The 18,770-nt window shown below is 62.5% G+C and carries 15 protein-coding genes, 1 other RNA gene and 2 pseudogenes; 14 read left to right on the top strand and 4 right to left on the bottom strand.

Annotated elements, in window-relative coordinates; all coding sequences use genetic code 11:
* Positions 1 to 284: 284 nt before the first annotated feature.
* The gene (locus tag DD235_RS10100) at positions 285 to 665 is read left to right on the top strand and encodes a DUF4870 family protein (RefSeq protein ID WP_239990108.1); all 381 of its coding nucleotides are present in this window, start codon (positions 285 to 287) and stop codon (positions 663 to 665) included.
* A gap of 147 nt (positions 666 to 812) precedes the next feature.
* Here the strand turns inward: DD235_RS10100 and DD235_RS10105 are convergent, their stop codons facing one another.
* Entirely contained in the window at positions 813 to 1,088 is a 276-nt protein-coding gene (locus DD235_RS10105; RefSeq protein WP_109061974.1) for an SWIB/MDM2 domain-containing protein, read from the bottom strand.
* Positions 1,089 to 1,288: 200 nt separating this feature from the next.
* On the opposite strand from DD235_RS10105, the gene pyrC reads away from it, so the two are divergent.
* Positions 1,289 to 2,353: a dihydroorotase gene (gene pyrC / locus DD235_RS10110; protein WP_162300465.1), complete on the top strand. Its 1,065-nt coding sequence runs from the start codon at positions 1,289 to 1,291 to the stop codon at positions 2,351 to 2,353.
* Positions 2,354 to 2,393: 40 nt separating this feature from the next.
* On the opposite strand, the gene DD235_RS17265 is transcribed toward pyrC, so the two are convergent.
* The 3 genes and pseudogenes from DD235_RS17265 to DD235_RS17275 all read right to left on the bottom strand — a co-directional run.
* Positions 2,394 to 2,984, bottom strand: coding sequence for an ATP-binding cassette domain-containing protein (locus DD235_RS17265; protein WP_420810462.1), 591 nt, complete (start codon positions 2,982 to 2,984; stop codon positions 2,394 to 2,396).
* A 39-nt stretch (positions 2,985 to 3,023) separates the two neighbouring features.
* Positions 3,024 to 3,338: pseudogene (locus tag DD235_RS17270) on the bottom strand (ATP-binding cassette domain-containing protein); the annotation flags it as partial.
* A gap of 198 nt (positions 3,339 to 3,536) precedes the next feature.
* A pseudogene (locus DD235_RS17275) lies at positions 3,537 to 4,277 on the bottom strand (ATP-binding cassette domain-containing protein); the annotation flags it as partial.
* A 146-nt stretch (positions 4,278 to 4,423) separates the two neighbouring features.
* On the opposite strand from DD235_RS17275, the gene rnpB reads away from it, so the two are divergent.
* The 12 genes from rnpB to DD235_RS10175 all read left to right on the top strand — a co-directional run bounded on the left by rnpB (position 4,424) and on the right by DD235_RS10175 (position 18,764).
* An RNA gene (gene rnpB, locus DD235_RS10120) (RNase P RNA component class A) lies at positions 4,424 to 4,819 on the top strand.
* A 299-nt stretch (positions 4,820 to 5,118) separates the two neighbouring features.
* Positions 5,119 to 5,502, top strand: a complete 384-nt coding sequence (gene mraZ, locus DD235_RS10125; protein ID WP_239990122.1) for a division/cell wall cluster transcriptional repressor MraZ — start codon at positions 5,119 to 5,121, stop codon at positions 5,500 to 5,502.
* A 12-nt stretch (positions 5,503 to 5,514) separates the two neighbouring features.
* A complete protein-coding gene (gene rsmH, locus DD235_RS10130) occupies positions 5,515 to 6,555 on the top strand; it encodes a 16S rRNA (cytosine(1402)-N(4))-methyltransferase RsmH (RefSeq protein ID WP_109061977.1) in 1,041 nt (346 codons plus the stop codon).
* 2 nt (positions 6,556 to 6,557) lie between these two features.
* On the top strand, positions 6,558 to 6,857 hold the full coding sequence (gene ftsL / locus DD235_RS10135; protein ID WP_109061978.1) for a cell division protein FtsL: 300 nt from the start codon (positions 6,558 to 6,560) through the stop codon (positions 6,855 to 6,857).
* Complete coding sequence (locus tag DD235_RS10140; RefSeq protein WP_109061979.1) at positions 6,854 to 8,587, top strand: peptidoglycan D,D-transpeptidase FtsI family protein; 1,734 nt, start codon at positions 6,854 to 6,856, stop codon at positions 8,585 to 8,587. The genes ftsL and DD235_RS10140 overlap by 4 nt, the downstream gene beginning before the upstream one ends.
* Positions 8,584 to 11,439, top strand: a complete 2,856-nt coding sequence (murF, locus tag DD235_RS10145) for a bifunctional UDP-N-acetylmuramoyl-L-alanyl-D-glutamate--2,6-diaminopimelate ligase MurE/UDP-N-acetylmuramoyl-tripeptide--D-alanyl-D-alanine ligase MurF (RefSeq protein WP_109061980.1) — start codon at positions 8,584 to 8,586, stop codon at positions 11,437 to 11,439. Before DD235_RS10140 ends, murF begins: the two co-directional genes overlap by 4 nt.
* Positions 11,429 to 12,601 carry a phospho-N-acetylmuramoyl-pentapeptide-transferase gene (gene mraY / locus DD235_RS10150; RefSeq protein WP_109061981.1) on the top strand — a complete coding sequence of 391 codons (1,173 nt, stop codon included), beginning with the start codon at positions 11,429 to 11,431 and terminating at the stop codon, positions 12,599 to 12,601. Before murF ends, mraY begins: the two co-directional genes overlap by 11 nt.
* Positions 12,598 to 14,142, top strand: coding sequence for a UDP-N-acetylmuramoyl-L-alanine--D-glutamate ligase (gene murD / locus DD235_RS10155; protein WP_109061982.1), 1,545 nt, complete (start codon positions 12,598 to 12,600; stop codon positions 14,140 to 14,142). Before mraY ends, murD begins: the two co-directional genes overlap by 4 nt.
* Positions 14,139 to 15,338, top strand: a complete 1,200-nt coding sequence (ftsW, locus tag DD235_RS10160) for a putative lipid II flippase FtsW (protein WP_239990109.1) — start codon at positions 14,139 to 14,141, stop codon at positions 15,336 to 15,338. The genes murD and ftsW overlap by 4 nt, the downstream gene beginning before the upstream one ends.
* Positions 15,335 to 16,411 (top strand): undecaprenyldiphospho-muramoylpentapeptide beta-N-acetylglucosaminyltransferase, encoded by a 1,077-nt coding sequence (gene murG / locus DD235_RS10165; protein ID WP_109061983.1) that lies wholly within the window; start codon positions 15,335 to 15,337, stop codon positions 16,409 to 16,411. Before ftsW ends, murG begins: the two co-directional genes overlap by 4 nt.
* Positions 16,408 to 17,814: a UDP-N-acetylmuramate--L-alanine ligase gene (gene murC / locus DD235_RS10170; protein WP_109061984.1), complete on the top strand. Its 1,407-nt coding sequence runs from the start codon at positions 16,408 to 16,410 to the stop codon at positions 17,812 to 17,814. The genes murG and murC overlap by 4 nt, the downstream gene beginning before the upstream one ends.
* The gene (locus tag DD235_RS10175) at positions 17,811 to 18,764 is read left to right on the top strand and encodes a D-alanine--D-alanine ligase (RefSeq protein ID WP_109061985.1); all 954 of its coding nucleotides are present in this window, start codon (positions 17,811 to 17,813) and stop codon (positions 18,762 to 18,764) included. Before murC ends, DD235_RS10175 begins: the two co-directional genes overlap by 4 nt.
* The last annotated feature ends 6 nt before the right edge of the window (positions 18,765 to 18,770 follow it).

Here is an 18,770-nt window from a genome sequence, read left to right on the forward strand (position 1 = left end):
GCGCCGATGATAGTTGGTTTACGCCTGTGAAAGTAGGTCATCGTCAAGCTTTTATTCCCAGAAACCCCCAAGCTCCGCGCTTGGGGGTTTTTGCTTTTGGTGAAAGAAAAAATTAGAAAAAAATCTACATCTCTCTCCCGCGATTTCCTGATCCCTCCTTGCAGGATTCCAATCTCTTCTCACGCTTCGACTGCACTCTCAGTCTCACCAATTCCCGTCTCCTCCGCCTCCACGACGACGACTCCTTTCTGATACTATTGATCAGACGATCTTTATGGAGAACGATGGTGTCTGACAATATTCACCCCCTCCCTCCCGAACAACCCAAGGGCGGTCTTTCTTCCCTCAATCTGACGCACCTGGCATACGCCCTGTATGCGCTGGGTTTTCTGACGGGAGGTTTTCTTGCGATTGCCACGCTGGCGTCCGTGGTGTTGCTTTACGTCAAGCGCTCGGATGTGGCTGGCACGATCTATGCTGTTCACTTCGACTGGCTACTGCGTACCTTCTGGTGGGCGCTGCTGTGGCTGGCAATTAGCGCGATCGCGACACTGCTCTTTATCGGCTGGCTGGGTATCCTGGCGACGGTCATCTGGGTGCTGTATCGCCTGATCCGTGGCTGGCTGTTGCTGCTGGAGAACAAGGCACCGACCACCTACGAGTAATGCATCTGAGCCGGGGCACAACGGGCTCCGGTTCTCTGTATACCTCATCTCAAAAAAAAGCCCCCTGCATATATGTGCAGGGGGCTTTTTACTGGACCAGCCGGACTGCGGCAGGTTTGCCGATAAGGCTGTTGTAGCGCTCTGTGATCAGCTCAGGTGGCCGCTGACGATCTTGGTCAGTTCGAACATCGAGACCTGCTCCTTGCCGAACAGGGGACGCAGCTTGGCGTCGGCATTGATATTGCGGCGGTTTGCGGGATCCTGGAGGTCATGCTTCTTGATGTATTCCCAGATCTTCTTGGTCACTTCGGTGCGGGGCAGCGGTTGCGTTCCGATGACGGCGGCCAGCGTAGTGCTGGGTGTCAGTGGTTTCATGAAAGCGGCACTGGGCTTGCGGGTCGCGGTCTTGGTGGCGGTAGCCATTGAGGGTTCTCCTGTGTGACTGAATGATGCTGGCATGGTAATGGCACTGTGTTGCCAGAGTGTGTGCGAGCCTCGTTACTTTGCATAAATTTGTGATTCAGCCTCATGCCATAATGTGTGTTGCTTGCAGGCAAGGCCATTTGTTGGCACTGCTTCGACACCTCCACATTGAATTTCTGCTCAAGGACATGCCGCTTTCCATGCCTCAAACTGCTCCCGATACACTGACTCTGACACGTCCCGACGACTGGCACCTGCACCTGCGCGATGGCGAGGCGCTGAAGGCAGTGGTGGGTGACACGGCTCGCCATTTCGGGCGTGCGATCATCATGCCGAATCTCAAACCTCCTGTCACGACGACGGAGCAGGCGCAGGCCTATCATGATCGTATTCTGGCAGCGCTGGCGGCAACGGAAGGTGACAAGGCGCGGTTTACGCCGCTGATGACGCTGTACCTGACTGACAATACCACTGCGGATGAGATTGGCCGCGCCAAGGCATCGGGCATCGTCCATGCCGTCAAACTGTACCCGGCCGGAGCCACGACCAATTCTGATGCCGGCGTGACCGATCTGCTCGGTCGCTGTGCTGCTGCTCTGGCAGAAATGGAGCGGGTGGGCATGCCGTTGCTGGTGCATGGTGAGGTTACGGATCCGGCCATCGATGTGTTTGACCGCGAAGCTGTCTTCATCGAGCGTGTGATGCAGCCGCTGCGCAAGGCTTTTCCGGCGCTCAAGGTCGTGTTTGAACATATCACGACCAAGGATGCGGCCGATTACGTCATGCAGGCCGAGGGGCCGGTCGCGGCGACCTTGACACCCCAGCATCTGCTGTACAACCGCAATGCCATTTTCCAGGGAGGGCTGCAGCCGCATTGGTACTGCCTGCCCATCCTCAAGCGTGAAACGCATCGCCAGGCATTGTTGGCTGCTGCGACCAGTGGGAGTCAGCGCTTCTTTCTTGGAACGGACAGTGCGCCGCACGCACGAGGTCTCAAGGAACAAAGCTGTGGCTGTGCCGGCTGCTATACGGCGCTGCATGCGATGGCGCTGTATGCGACGGCGTTCGATATGGTGGGCAAGCTGCACAACCTCGAGGCCTTTGCCAGCCACAATGGGCCGGATTTTTATGGTCTGCCTCGCAATAGCGATACGATCACGCTGGTGCGCGAGTCGTATGAGGTGCCGGAGCAACTGCCATATGGCAATACTGAACTGGTTCCCCTGGCGGCCGGCCAGACCTTGCCCTGGTCTGTGCGTGACTGAGGGCTGGCTGCGGGGCGGGCACCCGGTCAGGTGTTCGACCTCAGCTTTGCTGTTTGGCCTCTAGCGCTTCCCAGCGAGCGAACAGTTTTTCGAGCGTGGCTTCGATTTCCTGCAGCTCTGCCTGCAGGCGGTTTACCTCATCCGGGTCGTCTCGATAAAGTGCGCCATCGGCCAGGCGTTCGCTGCAGGAATGCTGCCGTGCCTCTAGTTCGGCGATGGCATCGGGCATGCCATCGAGTTCTTTCTGCTCCCAACTGGGCAGGGCGCGGGCTGCATTGCGTGTCGGTTTGCTGCGCGCCGTGGCGGCAGGGGTTGCAGGGTCGCTGGATGAGGACGGCCCATCCTGCAGATTATCTTTTTGGGGAGTGCGGCCATCAGCGTTGGACTGCGTGCCCGCGCTGTTGCTGGATTGGATCGCTGGGTCGGGCCGCTGCGCCAGCCAGTCATCATAGCCGCCTATATAGTCGCGCCATTTTCCATTGCCTTCATGGGCGATGGTCTGGGTCACGACGTTGTTGAGGAATGTACGGTCGTGGCTGACCAGCAGAACAGTACCGTGATAATCCTGTAGCAGGGATTCGAGCAGTTCCAGGGTCTCGATGTCCAGGTCGTTGGTGGGCTCGTCCAGCACCAGTACATTGACGGGCCGTGCAAACAGGCGCGCCAGCAGCAGTCGGGCACGTTCGCCACCTGACAGACTGGATACCGGCGACTGGGCACGCGCGGGTGGGAACAGAAAGTCACCCAGATAGCTCATCACATGCTTGCGCTGGCCGCCGATTTCCACCCATTCACTGCCCGGGCTGATCACGTCGGCGAGGGTATCGGTTTCATTGAGCTGGGCGCGCATCTGGTCGAAATAGGCCACACTCAGGTTGGTGCCCAGGCGGACGCTACCCTGGTCCGGTGCCATTTCACCCAGGATCAGCTTGAGCAGTGTGGTCTTGCCCGCGCCATTGTGGCCGATGATGCCGATGCGATCGCCCCGCCAGATGGCGGTGCTGTAATTGTCCACCACGGTACGGCCGTCAAATGCCTTGCTGACATCGCTCAGTTCGGCGACCAGTTTGCCCGAACGTTGGCCCTGGTCGATAGCCAGTGAGACGTTGCCGAGACGCTCGCGACGTTGGGCGCGCTCGACACGCAATTGTTCCAGGCGGCGGACGCGGCCTTCGTTGCGGGTGCGCCGCGCCTCGACCCCCTTGCGGATCCATACTTCTTCCTGGGCCAGTACCTTGTCGAAGCGGGCTTGTTCCAGGGCTTCCGATGCCAGCCATTGCGCCTTGCGCTCCTGCCAAAGCGAGAAGTTGCCCGGAAAGCTCAGGAGCTGGCCACGATCCAACTCGATAATGCGTGTGCTGATGGCATCGAGAAAGCGTCGGTCATGCGTGATGACGATCAGGCTGCCAGGCCAGGACAGCAGGGTTTGCTCGAGCCAGGCGATACCTTCGAAGTCGAGGTGGTTGGTGGGTTCGTCCAGCAGCAGCAGATCAGGCGAGTCAGCCAGTGCTCGTGCCAGTGCCACGCGCTTGCGGGTCCCGCCAGAGAGCCCCTCCAGTGATACGTCCGGGTTGAGCCGCAGGCGTTCCAGCAGTGTGCGCACGCGCGACGGGCGCTGCCAGTCTTCGTGTTCGATATAGTCGGTGCCGCATACCGCCTCGAACAGTGTCTCTGCTTCGGGCAGCTCGGGCTCCTGCTCCACGGTGGCGACGCGCAGATTGCCCAGCCGGTTGATTTCGCCTGCGTCCGGGTCAATGCGGCCATCCAGCAGCTTGAGCAGCGACGACTTGCCGGCCCCGTTGCGACCGATCAGGCCAATGCGTTCACCGCGCAGGATGGCGAGGTCAGCCTGGTCTAGCAGTGGATGGTGGCCGTAAGCCAGCTGGATACGGGTCAGGGAGATCAGGGTGTCGGGTGCGGCCATGGAAAATCGGAGAAAAAGCGCCGGCGGTCGGAACCGCGCAAAACAGGTGGAATGCGAACAAAACTGTCCGCATCAATGATGCCAGGGTGAGTCTGGATTACCGTGGCCTGATATTGTCGCAGGAAAGCACGTACAATGGGCCCCGCAGGGCAGGCCGGGCAATCGCGGTAGGTATCAGTCTATCGAGGAAGGTCTGGACTCCAATGGGCAGGATAGCGGCTAACAGCCGTCCGGCGAACCCTTCTTCGGGAGGGCCGAGCCGAGGAACAGGGCCACAGAGACGAGTCTGCCGGAAGGGCGCGTGCGCACAGGTACGGCCACTCCGTACTTCGGCTGCTTTCGGGCAGCCGGTCCGGCAGGGTGAAACGCGGTAACCTCTATCTGGAGCAACACCAAATAGGCATGCATCCTGGCAACAGGGCGGACGGCCCGTCCGGCATGCGGGTAGGTGGCTAGAGCGCGGCGGCAACGTTGCGCCAAGATGAATGATTGCCAGCCGGGCGACCGGCTTACAGAATCCGGCCTACAGGCCTGCCCTGCATCTTCCTTTTCCCCGCTCAAATGCTAGCAAATGCAAAGCTTGCATCCGGCTATGTGGTGACCAGATAAGGCATCACTTGCGGATTGCTTTGCAATTACCTGATTTATCTAAGAAAAAAGATGATCCGGGTTTTCCCGGTCTGCGTAAGTCCTTGACCTCGTTGAAAAAAACAGTCCTGCGCTTCTTGACTGCCTATGCTGATTGCCATACAGTGGGAGAAAGTAGGATTTTGTGTGCTCAAGTGGGGTAAAAGTGGTTTTTCAGGGTAGCAGTGCGCTCACATTGGATGCCAAGGGACGGATGTCGATTCCGGCCCGGCACCGTGACGCCCTGATGGCTCAGGCTGAAGGCCGCCTGACCCTGACGCGCCACCCGGATGGCTGCCTGCTGGTCTATCCGCGACCGGCGTGGGAACTCAAGCGCGAGCAGATCGCCGCTTTTCCGATGTCGGCACGTCCGCTGCAGCGCCTGCTTCTGGGGAATGCCCAGGATGTGGAACTCGACAGTGCTGGCCGGATTCTGGTTGCTGCGGAGCTGCGCCAGGCGGCAGGCCTCGAGAAAGATGTCATGTTGATGGGGTTGGGCAGTCATTTCGAGCTTTGGGATGCCGCCACGCTGGCGCAGCGCGAGGCGGAAGATCTCAAGAACTGCATGGCGGATGCGCTGAGCCAGTTCTCTTTTTAAAAAGGCCCATGGATGATGGAACACCAACCTGTACTGTTGGAACAGACAGTTCATGCCCTGTTGGCAGCGCCTGCGCTGACTTCGGGCGGACGGGTGTTCGTCGATGGCACGTTCGGGCGCGGCGGTCATTCACGGGCATTGCTGGCGGGACTGCCGCACGATGCCCGGTTGTTCGTGTTCGACAAGGATCCTCTGGCGATTGCGCAGGCCCAGGCGCTGGCGGCCGATGATGCCCGCGTCACGGTCGTGCACGACGGGTTTGTGACGATGGGCGAGGCATTGCTGGCTCAGGGCGTCACGCAGGTGGCCGGCATCATGCTCGACCTGGGGGTGTCGTCACCACAGATTGATGATGGAGAGCGTGGCTTCTCTTTCATGAAAGATGGTCCGCTGGATATGCGGATGGATACGACGCGTGGCCTGACGGCCGCGCAGTGGCTGGCCGAGGCCAGTGTGGATGAAATGCGGGAGGTCATACAGAACTATGGCGAAGAACGGTTTGCTTTTCAGATTGCAAAGGCGATTGATGCTCGCCGCGCAAGTCAACCGCTCGAGCGTACGCTCGACCTTGCCGGGCTCGTCGCAAGTGTCGTCCGTACTCGCGAAAAGGGCCAGCATCCGGCCACGCGCACCTTTCAAGCTCTACGGATTTACCTCAACCAGGAGCTTGAGGAACTCGCTGGCGCCCTCGAGGCAGCTCTGAGTGTCCTGCAACCCGGTGGGCGGCTGGCAGTGATCAGCTTCCACTCTCTCGAGGACCGCATGGTCAAGCAGAGTATCGCCGCCGCTGCACGCCCTGGCGCGGAGCTGGCGCGCTTGCCGCTGCGCGAGAGTGAAATGCCGCAACCGGTACTACGTGCGGTCGGGCGCATCCTGCCTGAAGCCGATGAGGTTGTGCGCAACGGCCGGTCCCGTTCGGCGGTTCTGCGCGTGGCCGAACGGACCACGACTGCGCTGCCGCAAGCCGGGGCGCAGCAGTTCGTGGCAGCTCGGCACGCCGCAGTCTCTCGCGGTGGTCGGCGCGGCAGTGCCGTTAAGCGGACCAGGAGATAGCCATGGGTCGCCTGGTCCTGTGCACGGTTGCTCTCCTGATGCTGTCGGCCCTGTCGCTGGTCAGCAGCCGGTATCAGGCGCGCCAGTTGTTCGTGGCGATGGAGCGTGAGCAGGCCCAGTCTCGTGAGTATGAGGTCGAATGGCGCGGTCTGCAGGTCGAGCGTGCCGCGCTGACCAGCAACGCGCGCATTGACCGTGTCGCGGGTGAGTTGCAGATGGTGCCGGCTACGCCCGAACGCACCCTGTATCTGACGGAAAGCCAGATTGGTTATGTGGCTGATACGGAAGGGGATGCGCAATGAAGCGCGTGCCTTTCTTCGACAATCCTGTGCTGCAGGTGTCGTTGCCTGCCTGGCGTGCCAAGCTGGTGCTGATCCTGTTGCTGCTGGGGGCACTGGCCTTGCTGGTGCGTGCACTGTTCCTGCAGGGATTGTCTACCGAATTTCTTCAACAGCAGGGTGAGCAGCGCTATGAGCGCACCCTGGTGCTGCCTGCCACTCGAGGCAAGATCCTTGATCGCAATGGTGTCGTACTGGCTTCCAGCGTCCCTGCGCGTGCCGTCTGGGCTATTCCCGAAGATGCGCGGCAGGCTGAACCGCAGCAGATCCAGGCCCTGGCTGATCTGCTGGGCATGCCGGCCACGGCAATCAGCAGTCGGCTCGATGAGCACGCCGACCGCAGTTTCCTGTATATAAGGCGGCAGGTTCCGATGGATCTGGCCGACCGGATTCGTGATCTCAAGATTCCCGGCATTCACCTGCAGCCCGAAACGCGGCGGCAGTACCCCGAAGGCGAGACCATGGCCCACGTTGTGGGCTTTACCAGTATTGAGGATCAGGGTCAGGAAGCGATCGAACTGGCGTTCAATGATCAGCTTTCGGGCAGTCCAGGTAGTCGTCGCGTTATCCGCGACCGGCTGGGGCGTGTGATCGAGGATGTGCGGGCGATCGATCCCCCCGTGGATGGTCGCGATCTGCGGCTGTCGCTCGATTCACGCGTGCAGTTCCAGGCCTATCGTGCGCTGGCCGATGCCATGGAAGAGCACAAGGCAGCCGCAGCTTCTGCGGTCGTGCTTGATGCCATGACAGGTGAAATCCTGGCCCTGGTCAATCTGCCGACGTTCGATCCCAATCGCCGCGATACATTCCAGGGGGCGCAATTGCGCAACCGGGTGCTGACCGATACCTTCGAACCGGGTTCGACCATGAAGCCATTCACGGCGGCCCTGGCGCTTGACCTGGGTCGTATCGGCCTGAATACCCAGTTCGATACCGGTCACGGGCAGTTCCGTTACCAGGGTAATGTCATCAGTGACGTCAGCCGCAACAATGGCGTGCTGGATGTGGCGGGGATCCTGCGGCGCTCCAGCAATATCGGCATGACGCTGATTTCCGAGCGCCTCGAATCCCGCGAGATGTGGGACCGATTTACCGAACTCGGGCTGGGGCAGGCCCCTGCTACTGGTTTTCCTGGTGCCGCCGCAGGGCGGCTGCGGCCCTGGGAGCGCTGGCGTCTGATCGAAAAGGCCACCATGTCCTATGGTTATGGCCTGTCGGCATCGCTGTTGCAACTGGCACGCGCTTACAGTGTGTTTGCACGTGATGGTGACATGGTGTCTCTGTCCATCGTCCAGCGCCAGAGCGCACCGACCAGCGTGCAGGTGTTCAAGCCTGAAACCGCCCGTGCCGTGCGTTCCATGCTGGAGGCGGCAGCAGGGCCTGATGGTGCCGTCCGCGCCCAGGTCCAAGGTTACCGGGTGGCGGGCAAGAGTGGCACGGCACGCAAGATCGTTGATGGTCAGTACAGCATGTCGCGCTATCGCAGCTCTTTCGTGGGCTTTGCGCCGGTATCCAATCCGCGCATCATCGTGGCGGTGTCCATTGATGAGCCCAATGCCGGCGCATATTACGGTGGCCGCGTGGCGGCACCGGTGTTTTCGTCGATCGTCAGCGGCAGTCTGCGTATCCTCGGTGTGCAGCCCGATGCGCCTTTCGAGTCCATCGTGGCGGCAGATAAAAAGGAGGGCGCATGACGCAGGTGATTTCCATGACCCAGCGTGTCGCGAACCTGGTTGGCTGGCTGCGTGAGCAGGCCGGCGTGGCGGCTTCTGCACGCCTGCGGCTCGACTCCCGCCAGGTGCGCGCGGGTGATGTCTTCGTGGCTTGCCCCGGCATCAAGTCGGACGGCCGGGCACATATCCGTGCTGCATTTGAGCGCGGTGCGGCCGCAGTCTTGTGCGAGGCTCGAGCCGACCTGCCTGCAGATGGCCCGTTGTTGCAGGTCGAGGGGCTGGGACCCTTGCTGGGCGAGCTGGCACACGAGTGGTACGGACGGCCTTCCGAGTCAATGTCTGTGGTGGCGGTGACGGGTACCAATGGCAAGACTTCCTGCGCGTGGTGGATTGCTCAGGCTTGGGCGCGACAGCGGCATCGCCCGGCTGGTGTGATCGGTACGCTGGGTGCCCATCTGCCTGATGGCTCGGTGCAATCTTTCGGACTGACGACGCCGGATGTCCTGATGACGCATGATCTGCTTGCGCAGATGCGTGACCAGGGTGCGGAATGCGTGGCAATCGAGGCCTCTTCCATTGGCTTGGTGCAGGGGCGGCTGGAGGGGGTGCGTGTCGATGTGGCAGGCTGGACCAATCTGACGCATGACCATCTCGATTTTCATGGCGACATGATGGCCTACGAGGCGGCCAAGATGCTGCTGTTTGTGCGCAGTGAGTTGCGGGCCGCCATCGTCAATGAGGATGACGCGGCTGGCGCTCGATTGCTGGCGCGTTTGAGTGGCTTGCCGACGGGCACGTCCCTGCAGAAAGTACTGGGCTACCGCTGCGCGCCGGCTGAAACGTCGGCCTCTGCGCCATCGGAGGCGGGTCGTCTGTCTGCCGTATCGCTCGAGGCGGGTGCGACAGGCCAGATTTTCAGCCTCTGCGAAGGGGGCTCCAGCGTGCAGGTGGTGACGCCGTTGATCGGTCAGCACAATGTCTCCAATCTGCTGTTGGTAGGTGGCGTATTGCGTGCTCAGGGCTGGACGCTGGCCGAAGTCGCCGGGGCGCTGGGCCGTCTTGGGCCGGTGCCGGGGCGCCTGCAGGCTGTAGATGTGCCATGGGTTGATGCCGCGTCGCCGGCCGTGATCGTTGATTATGCCCATACGCCCGATGCCTTGGCGCATGCTCTGCAGGCCTTGCGGCCGTTGGCTCAGGCCAGGCAGGGGCGTCTGGTCTGCGTGTTCGGATGCGGTGGCGACCGGGATGCCCGCAAGCGTCCCGAGATGGGCCGTATTGCTGCCGAGCAGGCGGATGTGGTGGTGCTGACCACTGATAATCCGCGTAGCGAGCCGCCGGCAGACATCCTGGCTGAGATTGCTGCCGGCGTTACAGGCAGCCATGAAATCCATGAGGATCGTGCCGTTGCGATCATGGTGGCAGTCTTGCGGGCCCGCCCGGAAGATGTCGTGCTGGTCGCCGGCAAGGGACATGAAACCACCCAGCAGACAGGAGCCGTGACCGAGGTATTTGATGATGTCGAGTGGTCACGCCTGGCGCTGTCGCTGCGTGTCGCGACGGGCGTATCGACCGATACGCGGACGTTGCAGGCGGGGGCCCTGTATGTTGCGTTGCATGGTGAGCGTTTCGATGGACACGCCTTCATCGATCAGGCTGCTGCTGCAGGTGCAGTGGTCGCGGTGGTCGATGTGCCGGTGGCTGCGGTCGGCTTGCCGCAGATTGCACTGGGCAATACTCGGCGGGCACTGGGGCGCATGGCCCATGCCTGGCGTGCTGTCCATGACCTGTCCGTGGTGGCGGTGACTGGCAGCAATGGCAAGACGACCACCAAGGAAATGATTGCCTCGATTTTTCGCCACGCGCTGGGCGAACGCGCCACACTGGCGACGGCAGGCAATCAGAATAACGATATTGGCGTGCCGCTGACGTTGCTGCGCCTGCGTCCGGAGCATCGCGCTGCCGTGGTTGAACTGGGGATGAATCATCCCGATGAAATCCTGGGACTGGCTCGCATGACGGCACCCACCGTGGCGCTGGTCAACAATGCGCAGCGTGAGCATCAGGAGTTCATGCATACGGTCGAGGCGGTTGCCCGTGAAAATGGTCAGGCGTTGACTCAATTGTCGGCTGACGGCGTGGCGGTCTTTCCTGCCCAGGACGCCTACGACCCGCTGTGGCAGTCTCTGGCGGGCGAGCGTATGTGCTGCCGCTTTGGCATTGAGGCTGGCGAAGTGCGAGCCTCGGAGATCAGGCTTGATGCGCTGGGTGTCGAGTGCACGGTACGCACGCCGGTCGGGGCAGGTCAGTTGCGACTGCAAGTGGCAGGCGAGCATAACCTGCGCAATGCACTGGCTGCGATAGCCTGCACGTTGGCAGCCGGTGTGTCGCTGCCGATGACTCTGGAGGCACTGGCTGCCTTCGTGCCTGTCGGCGGGCGGATGCAGGCCCATACCCTGCCCGGTGATGTATTCCTGATCGACGATACCTATAATGCCGACCCTGATTCGGTCAGAGCTGCCATCGACGTGCTGGCAGGCCTGCCAGCACCGAGAGTGCTGGCGCTGGGCGATATGGGCGAGGTCGGCACCGACGAGGTTGCCATGCACGAGGAAGTGGGCGCGTATGCGCGTGCACGCGGGGTGGACCTGCTGTGTACGTTGGGACGTGCGACCCGCGACAGCGCACGCGCATTCGGCGCGGGTGCACAGATTTGCGAGAGCGTGGAAGAAGTGGTCAATCATATCCAGGCGGCCGGGGCCGCCAGTATCCTGGTCAAGGGATCGCGTTTCATGAAGATGGAGCGCATTGTCCTGGCGTTGCGGCAGGCTGCCGAAGGCGCTGCCGCAACGGAAGGAGCGCATCATGTTGCTTGAATTGGCACGCTGGTTGTCCGATGAGCATATCCGCGCTTTCGCGGTCTTTGACTACATCACGTTTCGTGCCGTGCTGGCTTGCGCCACCGCACTGTTGATCGGTCTGGTGGCTGGCCCGCGCGTCATTCGCCGGCTGACCGAGCTCAAAATCGGTCAGGCTGTGCGCAGCTACGGCCCGCAGACGCATCTGGTCAAGACGGGTACGCCCACCATGGGTGGCGTGCTGATCCTGATTTCCATCGGCATCAGCACACTGTTGTGGTCGGACTGGAGCAATCGTTTCGTCTGGGTCGTCCTGCTGGTCACATTCGGCTTTGGCTGGATCGGCTGGGCAGATGACTATCGCAAGGTAGTGCATCGTGATCCCGAAGGCATGCCGGCAAGGCAGAAATTCATGTGGCAGGCGCTGATCGGTCTGGTGGCAGCCATCTATCTGGCTTTTGCCGTATCGGTGCCGGCCAATACTGATCTGTGGCCTCTGTTCCGTGATTGGGTGCTGAGTGGTTTTGCCATGCCGCTGCCCACGCGTGCCGATCTGATCGTGCCGTTCTTCAAGTCTGTCAGCTACCCGCTGGGCGTCTTCGGCTTCGTGGCGCTGACCTGGGCCGTGATCGTGGGCACCAGCAATGCAGTGAACCTGACTGATGGCCTGGATGGCCTGGCGATTATGCCGACCGTGATGGTGGGGGCGGCACTGGGTGTATTTGCCTATGTGGTGGGCCGGGTCGATTATTCCAAGTACCTGCTGTTTCCCTACATACCCGGTGCCGGAGAACTGATGGTGCTGTGTGCGGCACTGGGTGGTGCCGGGCTGGCTTTCCTGTGGTTCAACGCCTATCCGGCCCAGGTATTCATGGGGGACGTTGGCGCGCTGGCGCTGGGGGGCATGCTCGGGACCGTGGCGGTCATCGTGCGCCAGGAAATCGTGCTGTTCATCATGGGGGGCGTGTTCGTGGCCGAGACGCTGTCGGTCATGCTGCAGGTCGTCTGGTTCAAGTACACCAAGCGCAAATACGGAGAAGGGCGGCGCATTCTGCGCATGGCTCCCCTGCATCACCATTTCGAGGTCGGCGGCTGGAAGGAAACCCAGGTTGTCGTCCGTTTCTGGATCATCAGCATGATGCTGGTGCTGATCGGCCTGTCCACGTTGAAACTGCGATGAACGATACGGTACACGCCTCTCTGCCGGGCCCGCTGACCCTGATCTTTGGATTGGGGGAGACCGGGCTGGCTGCTGCGCGCTGGTGCCTGCGCCAGGGCTGGCCGCTGCGTGTTGCCGATACGCGTGCGCAGCCTGCCGGGCTGGAGGCACTCCAGTCTGCAGGTGTCGAATCCGGACTGCTGCGCGATGTGCGCCTGGGAGACGGTGTATTCGACCATGATGTGCTGGACGGCGTTGGACAACTGGTACTCAGCCCTGGCCTGAGCCCGCTGGAACCGCGCCTGGCCGCATTGCTGGCCGAAGCGCGTGTGTGCGGTATCGAAGTGGTGGGCGAAATCGAACTCTTTGCCCGGGCGCTGGCCGAGTTGCGCGAGCGTACGGGTTATGCGCCGGGCGTGGTCGCGGTGACCGGCACTAACGGCAAGACGACCGTGACCCGCTTGACCCGCAAGATGCTCGAAGACGCCGGCATCAGTGCCCGCGAGGCAGGCAATGTCAGCCCGGCTGCGCTGGATGCGCTGATGGTCGCGCTTGACGAGGACAACCTGCCGAAGGCCTGGGTGCTGGAGCTGTCGAGCTTTCAGCTCGAAACGACGCAGACCCTGGTACCGGATGCCGCCGTCATCATGAACCTGACACAGGATCATCTGGACTGGCACGGTTCGTTCGAGGCCTACGTCGCGGCCAAGGCGCGCCTGTATGGCATGTCGCGTATCAAGATCGTCAATCGCGAAGACCCTGCTGTGCTGGCATTGGTCGATGATGTGGTTGTCCAGGATGTCCGTACGTTCGGTTACGATCTGCCTGCCTGCCTTGGGGATACGGGGTTGGAGTCCGAGCACGGCGTGCGCTGGCTTGCCGTGCGTGATGAAACCGATTTCGACCTGCCCGCGCCGACCACGGGACGGCGTCGCAAGGCCGGCGAGGAAGTTCCCGTCTCGCGTGCAGAGGGACGGCTGTCGCGACTGATGCCGTTGGATGCTCTCAAGTTGCGCGGGCATCATCATGCGCTCAATGTGCAGGCGGCATTGCTGCTGGCCCGGACGCAAGGTGCCGGCTGGGGCAATCTGCTGCGCAGTGCCCGCGAATACACGGGAGAACCGCATCGTACCGAGTTCGTGCGTAACGTGGGCGGCGTGGATTTCGTCAATGACAGCAAGGGAACCAACGTCGGTGCGACGGTGGCCGCGCTCGACAGCGAGGATCGCCAGGTTGTGCTGATCCTGGGCGGCGAAGGCAAGGGGCAGGATTTCGCGCCGCTGCTGCGTCCGGTCAAGGCACGCGTGCGGCACCTGGTATTCATCGGTCGCGATGGCGCACTGATCGAGCGTGCGCTGGCGGCCAGCAGTGTACCGGCAGAGCATGCCTCCTCAATGGCAGAAGCCGTGGCGGCTGCATTTGCTGCAGCACAGCCCGGCGATGTCGTGCTGCTGTCGCCTGCCTGCGCCAGCTTCGATATGTTCAGTGGCTATCCGCAGCGTGGCCGCGTGTTTGCCGAGGCGGTACAGGAACTCGCACTTGAACGGGGGGAAGTGGCATGAGCACGACGCCGCTGAACAACCGCATGGAAGGCCTGACCACGGTGCGTCCCGGACGCGCCCGCATGAGCAACTTCGACGTGCCGCTGGTGGCGACTGCCGGTGCATTGCTCATGCTTGGCCTTCTGATGGTGTATTCGGCGTCGATCGCGCTGGCTGACGGCCCGCGCTATGCCAATTACGGCCCCTATCATTTCGTGGGACGGCATGCGCTGTTCCTGGGTATCGGTGCAGCGGGCGGGCTGGCTGTCTGGATGGTGCCGATGCGCATCTGGCAACGCCTGGCGGTACCGTTGTTCCTGTTCGCTATTTTCCTGTTGGTGGTGGTGCTGGTGCCGGGTATCGGCCGTGAGGTCAATGGTGCCTATCGCTGGTTGCCGATGGGGCCGCTCAATTTCCAGCCATCCGAGCTGATGAAGTTCGCAGTGCTGCTCTATGCCGCCGACTATACGGTGCGCAAGCAAGAGCATATGCATGCCTTCACGCGGGGCTTCCTGCCCATGGCCTGCGCGCTGGCGCTGGTCGGGTTGCTGCTGCTGCTTGAACCCGATCTGGGAGCTTTCATCGTGATCGGTGCGATTGCGGTAGGCATCCTGTTCCTGGGTGGTATCAACGGCAAGCTGTTCGGTGTGCTGATCACGGGCCTGATGACCGTGTTCATGCTGCTGATCTGGCTGTCTCCGTGGCGGCGAGCACGGTTGTTCGCCTACCTTGATCCGTGGAACGAAACCAACATGTACGGCAGCGCCTACCAACTGTCGCATTCGCTGATTGCACTGGGCCGTGGAGAATGGTTCGGTGTGGGCCTGGGGGCCAGCGTCGAAAAATTGCATTACCTGCCCGAGGCGCACACCGACTTCCTGCTGGCCGTGATTGGCGAAGAGCTTGGGTTTGTCGGTGTGGCGACCATCATCGTGCTGTTTTTCCTGCTGGTGAAGCGTGGTTTCGAGATCGGTCGCCAGGCCATCGCCATGGAGCGCACGTTCAGCGGTCTGGTGGCACACGGCGTGGCCCTGTGGCTGGGCGTGCAGTCTTTCATCAATATGGGTGTCTGCCTGGGGCTGCTGCCGACCAAGGGCCTGACGTTGCCGCTGATGAGTTATGGCGGTTCGAGCATCGTGATGAACCTGTGCGCGCTGGCGCTGCTGCTGCGCGTGGACCGGGAAAATCGCATCTTGATGCGGGGGGGGCGAGTATGACAGCGCCGACCCTGATGATCATGGCGGGCGGTACCGGCGGGCATATCATGCCGGGGCTGGCCGTGGCCGAAATGATGCGGGCCGATGGCTGGCGCGTGGTCTGGCTCGGTCACCCCGAGCGGATGGAAGGGCAACTGGTTCCCCGCAACGGGATCGAACTGCTGCCACTGCGATTTGCCGGCTTGCGTGGCAAGGGGCTTGTGGCGCTGCTCAAATTGCCGTTTCTGCTGGCGCGTGCCTGCTGCCAGGCGCTGGGACACTTGCGCCGGGAGCGGCCCGATGTGGTGCTGGGCATGGGCGGCTACGTGGCGGTGCCAGGCGGATTGATGGCTATTGTCAGCCGTACCCCGCTGGTCGTGCACGAGCAGAATGCCGTGGCCGGCTCGGCCAATCGTTTGCTGGCACGCGGTGCGCGTGCCGTGGCGGCTGGTTTTCCGGCCGTGCTCGGGCCGCGCACGCAGTTCGCCGGCAATCCGGTGCGCGACAGCGTGCTGGCACTGGCTGCGCCCGCACAGCGCTATGCCGACCGGCAGGGGCCGCTGCGGTTGCTGGTGGTGGGTGGCAGCCTGGGGGCGCATGCGCTCAACGTCGCGGTGCCCGAGGCGCTGGCGCTGATGCCGGCAGACAGCCGGCCGCAGGTGGTGCATCAGGCTGGCGCGCAGCATATCGAGGCGCTGCAGCAGCGCTATGCACAACTGGGCGTCGAAGCCGATTGCCGGGCATTCATCGAGGATATGGCGGCGGCTTATGCCGAGGCCGACCTGGTGATCTGCAGGGCTGGCGCGATGACCGTGGCAGAAGTCGCGGCGGCTGGTGTGGCTGCGCTGTTTGTGCCGTTGCCGCACGCCATCGATGATCACCAGACCGTCAATGCCCGTTATCTCAGCGATGCGCAGGCGGGCTGGCAGGTTGCCCAGAAAGAATTGACACCGCAGTGGCTGGCCACCTGGCTGGCGGCGCGGACCAGAACGGAGCTGCAGTCCGTGGCCGAGCGTGCGCGTGAGCGTGCGCGGCCCGATGCGACGGCAGCGATTGCGAACATTTGCAGACAGGCAGGAGGGATGCAGGCATGAAGCATCGCATCCATCACATTCATTTCGTCGGTATCGGCGGATCGGGCATGAGCGGCATCGCCGAGGTGCTGCTTAACCTTGGCTATCGCATCAGCGGTTCCGACCTGCAGGACTCAGCGGTGACACGGCATCTGGTCGAACGCGGCGCGCAGGTTACGCTGGGGCATGCAGCTGCCAACATTGGGCAGGCCGACGCCATTGTGGTGTCGACCGCTGTGACTGCGGACAACCCCGAAGTGCTGGCGGCGCGCGCCGCACGCATACCGGTGGTGCCGCGTGCCATCATGCTGGCCGAACTGATGCGGCTCAAACGCGGCATCGCCGTGGCCGGCACGCACGGCAAGACCACCACCACCAGCCTGGTCGCCAGCGTGCTGGCCCAGGGGGGACTGGACCCGACCTTCGTGATCGGTGGGCGACTCAATTCGGCCGGTGCCAATGCGCGCCTGGGCCAGGGTGACTACATCGTGGTCGAAGCCGACGAATCGGATGCTTCGTTCCTGAACCTGCTGCCGGTGATGGCCATCGTGACCAACATCGATGCCGATCACATGGATACGTATGGCCATGACGTGGCCCGGCTCAAGAGTGCTTTCATCGACTTCACGTTGCGCCTGCCGTTCTACGGCAGCGCCGTGCTGTGCAAAGATGATCCCAACGTCTGCGAGATCATGCCGTTTGTTTCGCGGCCGATCACCAGCTACGGTCTGCATCCGGAAGCGCAGGTGCGCGCTGTCGATGTCCGTACCGATGGTGCCCGCATGCGTTTCCGTGTCGAACGGCGTGATCGTCAACTGGTGCTGCCGTCACTGGATATCGAGCTGAATCTGCCGGGGCTGCACAACGTGCGCAATGCACTGGCTGCGATTGCCGTGGCGACTGAGTTGGGTGTGGAAGACACGGCCATTGCCGAAGCGTTGCGCACCTTCCGGGGCGTCGGGCGGCGCTTTACCTTCGCGGGCGAGTTCGACGTGCCGGCCCAGCAGGGCGGGGGCCGATTTACCGTGATCGACGACTATGGCCATCACCCGGTCGAGATGCAGGCCACGCTGGATGCCGCACGCGGTGCCTGGCCCGACCGGCGCATCGTGCTGGCCTTCCAGCCGCACCGCTACACCCGTACCCGTGATTGCTTCGAAGACTTCGTGCGCGTGCTGGGCCAGGCCGATGCCGTGCTGCTGACCGAGGTTTATGCCGCAGGCGAACCGCCCCTGGTGGCGGCGGATGGGCGTGCACTGGCACGTGCGGTGCGGGTGGCCGGCAAGGTCGAGCCGGTTTTTGCCGAAACCATCGAGGATATGGCCCAGGCCGCCGTCGATTTCGTGCGCGACGGTGACGTCGTGATCGTGATGGGCGCAGGGTCGGTCAGCAAGGTGCCGGGACTCATAGGAGAACTGCGATGAACAGCCGCTTCGGAAAGGTTGGCGTGCTCTACGGCGGACAGTCGGGCGAACGCGAGGTGTCGCTGATGTCCGGTCAGGGCGTGCACGAGGCATTGGTCAAGTCCGGTGTGGATGCCCATCTGTTCGATACGGGAAGGCAGTCGCTGGCCGAACTGGCGCAGGCCGGCTTCGACCGCGTGTTCATCGCGCTGCATGGCCGTCATGGTGAAGATGGCACCATGCAGGGCGCGCTCGAATTGCTGGGCATTCCCTACACGGGCAGTGGCCCGCTGGCGTCGGCGCTGGCCATGGACAAGATCATGACCAAGCGCATCTGGATCGAGCAGGGCATTCCCACGCCGGCCTATGCCGAGGTGCGCAATGCCGGCGAACTGGATGATGTGGCGTCCCGCCTGGGGTTGCCCATGATTCTCAAGGCTCCGCACGAAGGCTCCACGCTGGGGCTGGCCCGGGTCGAGCAGGCCGATGCGTTGGTGCAGGCCTGGCAGCAGGTCGTGCGCTATGAACCCGTGGCGCTGGCCGAACAGTTCATTCGCGGTCGCGAGTTGACGATTGCCGTGTTGGGGCGGGGCGAGCAGGCCCGCGCCCTGCCGATCATCGAAATCATCGCGCCGCAGGGCAACTACGACTACGAACACAAGTATTTTTCGGACGATACCCGCTACGAATGCCCCGCCAGCCTGCCGGCCGACCTGGCCGCCGAGATCCAGGCGCTGTGCGTGCGGGCCTATCGCGTGCTGGGCTGCGAAGGCTGGGGGCGCGTGGATGTGATGTTGGACGAACAGCAACGGCCCTGGCTGCTCGAGATCAACACTTCGCCCGGCATGACCGGCCATTCGCTGGTGCCGATGGCATCGCGTGCGGAAGGTGTCGACTATACACAGCTGTGCCTGAACATACTGGCCGAGGCCAGTTGCAAGGTGCCGCTCAATCCGGCGCAGCCAGCCTGACGGGAT

The sequence above is a fragment of the Corticimicrobacter populi genome (assembly GCF_003123725.1).
Lineage (GTDB): Bacteria > Pseudomonadota > Gammaproteobacteria > Burkholderiales > Burkholderiaceae_B > Corticimicrobacter > Corticimicrobacter populi.

Excerpts from the sequence above, each read along its gene's own strand:
- murF (WP_109061980.1), top strand. The coding sequence starts at position 8,584 with ATGACGCAGGTGATTTCCATGACCCAGCGTGTCGCGAACCTGGTTGGC.
- murD (WP_109061982.1), top strand. The coding sequence starts at position 12,598 with ATGAACGATACGGTACACGCCTCTCTGCCGGGCCCGCTGACCCTGATC.
- rsmH (WP_109061977.1), top strand. The coding sequence starts at position 5,515 with ATGATGGAACACCAACCTGTACTGTTGGAACAGACAGTTCATGCCCTG.
- mraY (WP_109061981.1), top strand. The coding sequence starts at position 11,429 with ATGTTGCTTGAATTGGCACGCTGGTTGTCCGATGAGCATATCCGCGCT.
- DD235_RS10140 (WP_109061979.1), top strand. The coding sequence starts at position 6,854 with ATGAAGCGCGTGCCTTTCTTCGACAATCCTGTGCTGCAGGTGTCGTTG.
- mraZ (WP_239990122.1), top strand. The coding sequence starts at position 5,119 with ATGTCGATTCCGGCCCGGCACCGTGACGCCCTGATGGCTCAGGCTGAA.
- ftsW (WP_239990109.1), top strand. The coding sequence starts at position 14,139 with ATGAGCACGACGCCGCTGAACAACCGCATGGAAGGCCTGACCACGGTG.
- pyrC (WP_162300465.1), top strand. The coding sequence starts at position 1,289 with ATGCCTCAAACTGCTCCCGATACACTGACTCTGACACGTCCCGACGAC.
- DD235_RS10175 (WP_109061985.1), top strand. The coding sequence starts at position 17,811 with ATGAACAGCCGCTTCGGAAAGGTTGGCGTGCTCTACGGCGGACAGTCG.
- DD235_RS10100 (WP_239990108.1), top strand. The coding sequence starts at position 285 with ATGGTGTCTGACAATATTCACCCCCTCCCTCCCGAACAACCCAAGGGC.
- murC (WP_109061984.1), top strand. The coding sequence starts at position 16,408 with ATGAAGCATCGCATCCATCACATTCATTTCGTCGGTATCGGCGGATCG.
- ftsL (WP_109061978.1), top strand. The coding sequence starts at position 6,558 with ATGGGTCGCCTGGTCCTGTGCACGGTTGCTCTCCTGATGCTGTCGGCC.
- DD235_RS10105 (WP_109061974.1), bottom strand. The coding sequence starts at position 1,088 with ATGGCTACCGCCACCAAGACCGCGACCCGCAAGCCCAGTGCCGCTTTC.
- murG (WP_109061983.1), top strand. The coding sequence starts at position 15,335 with ATGACAGCGCCGACCCTGATGATCATGGCGGGCGGTACCGGCGGGCAT.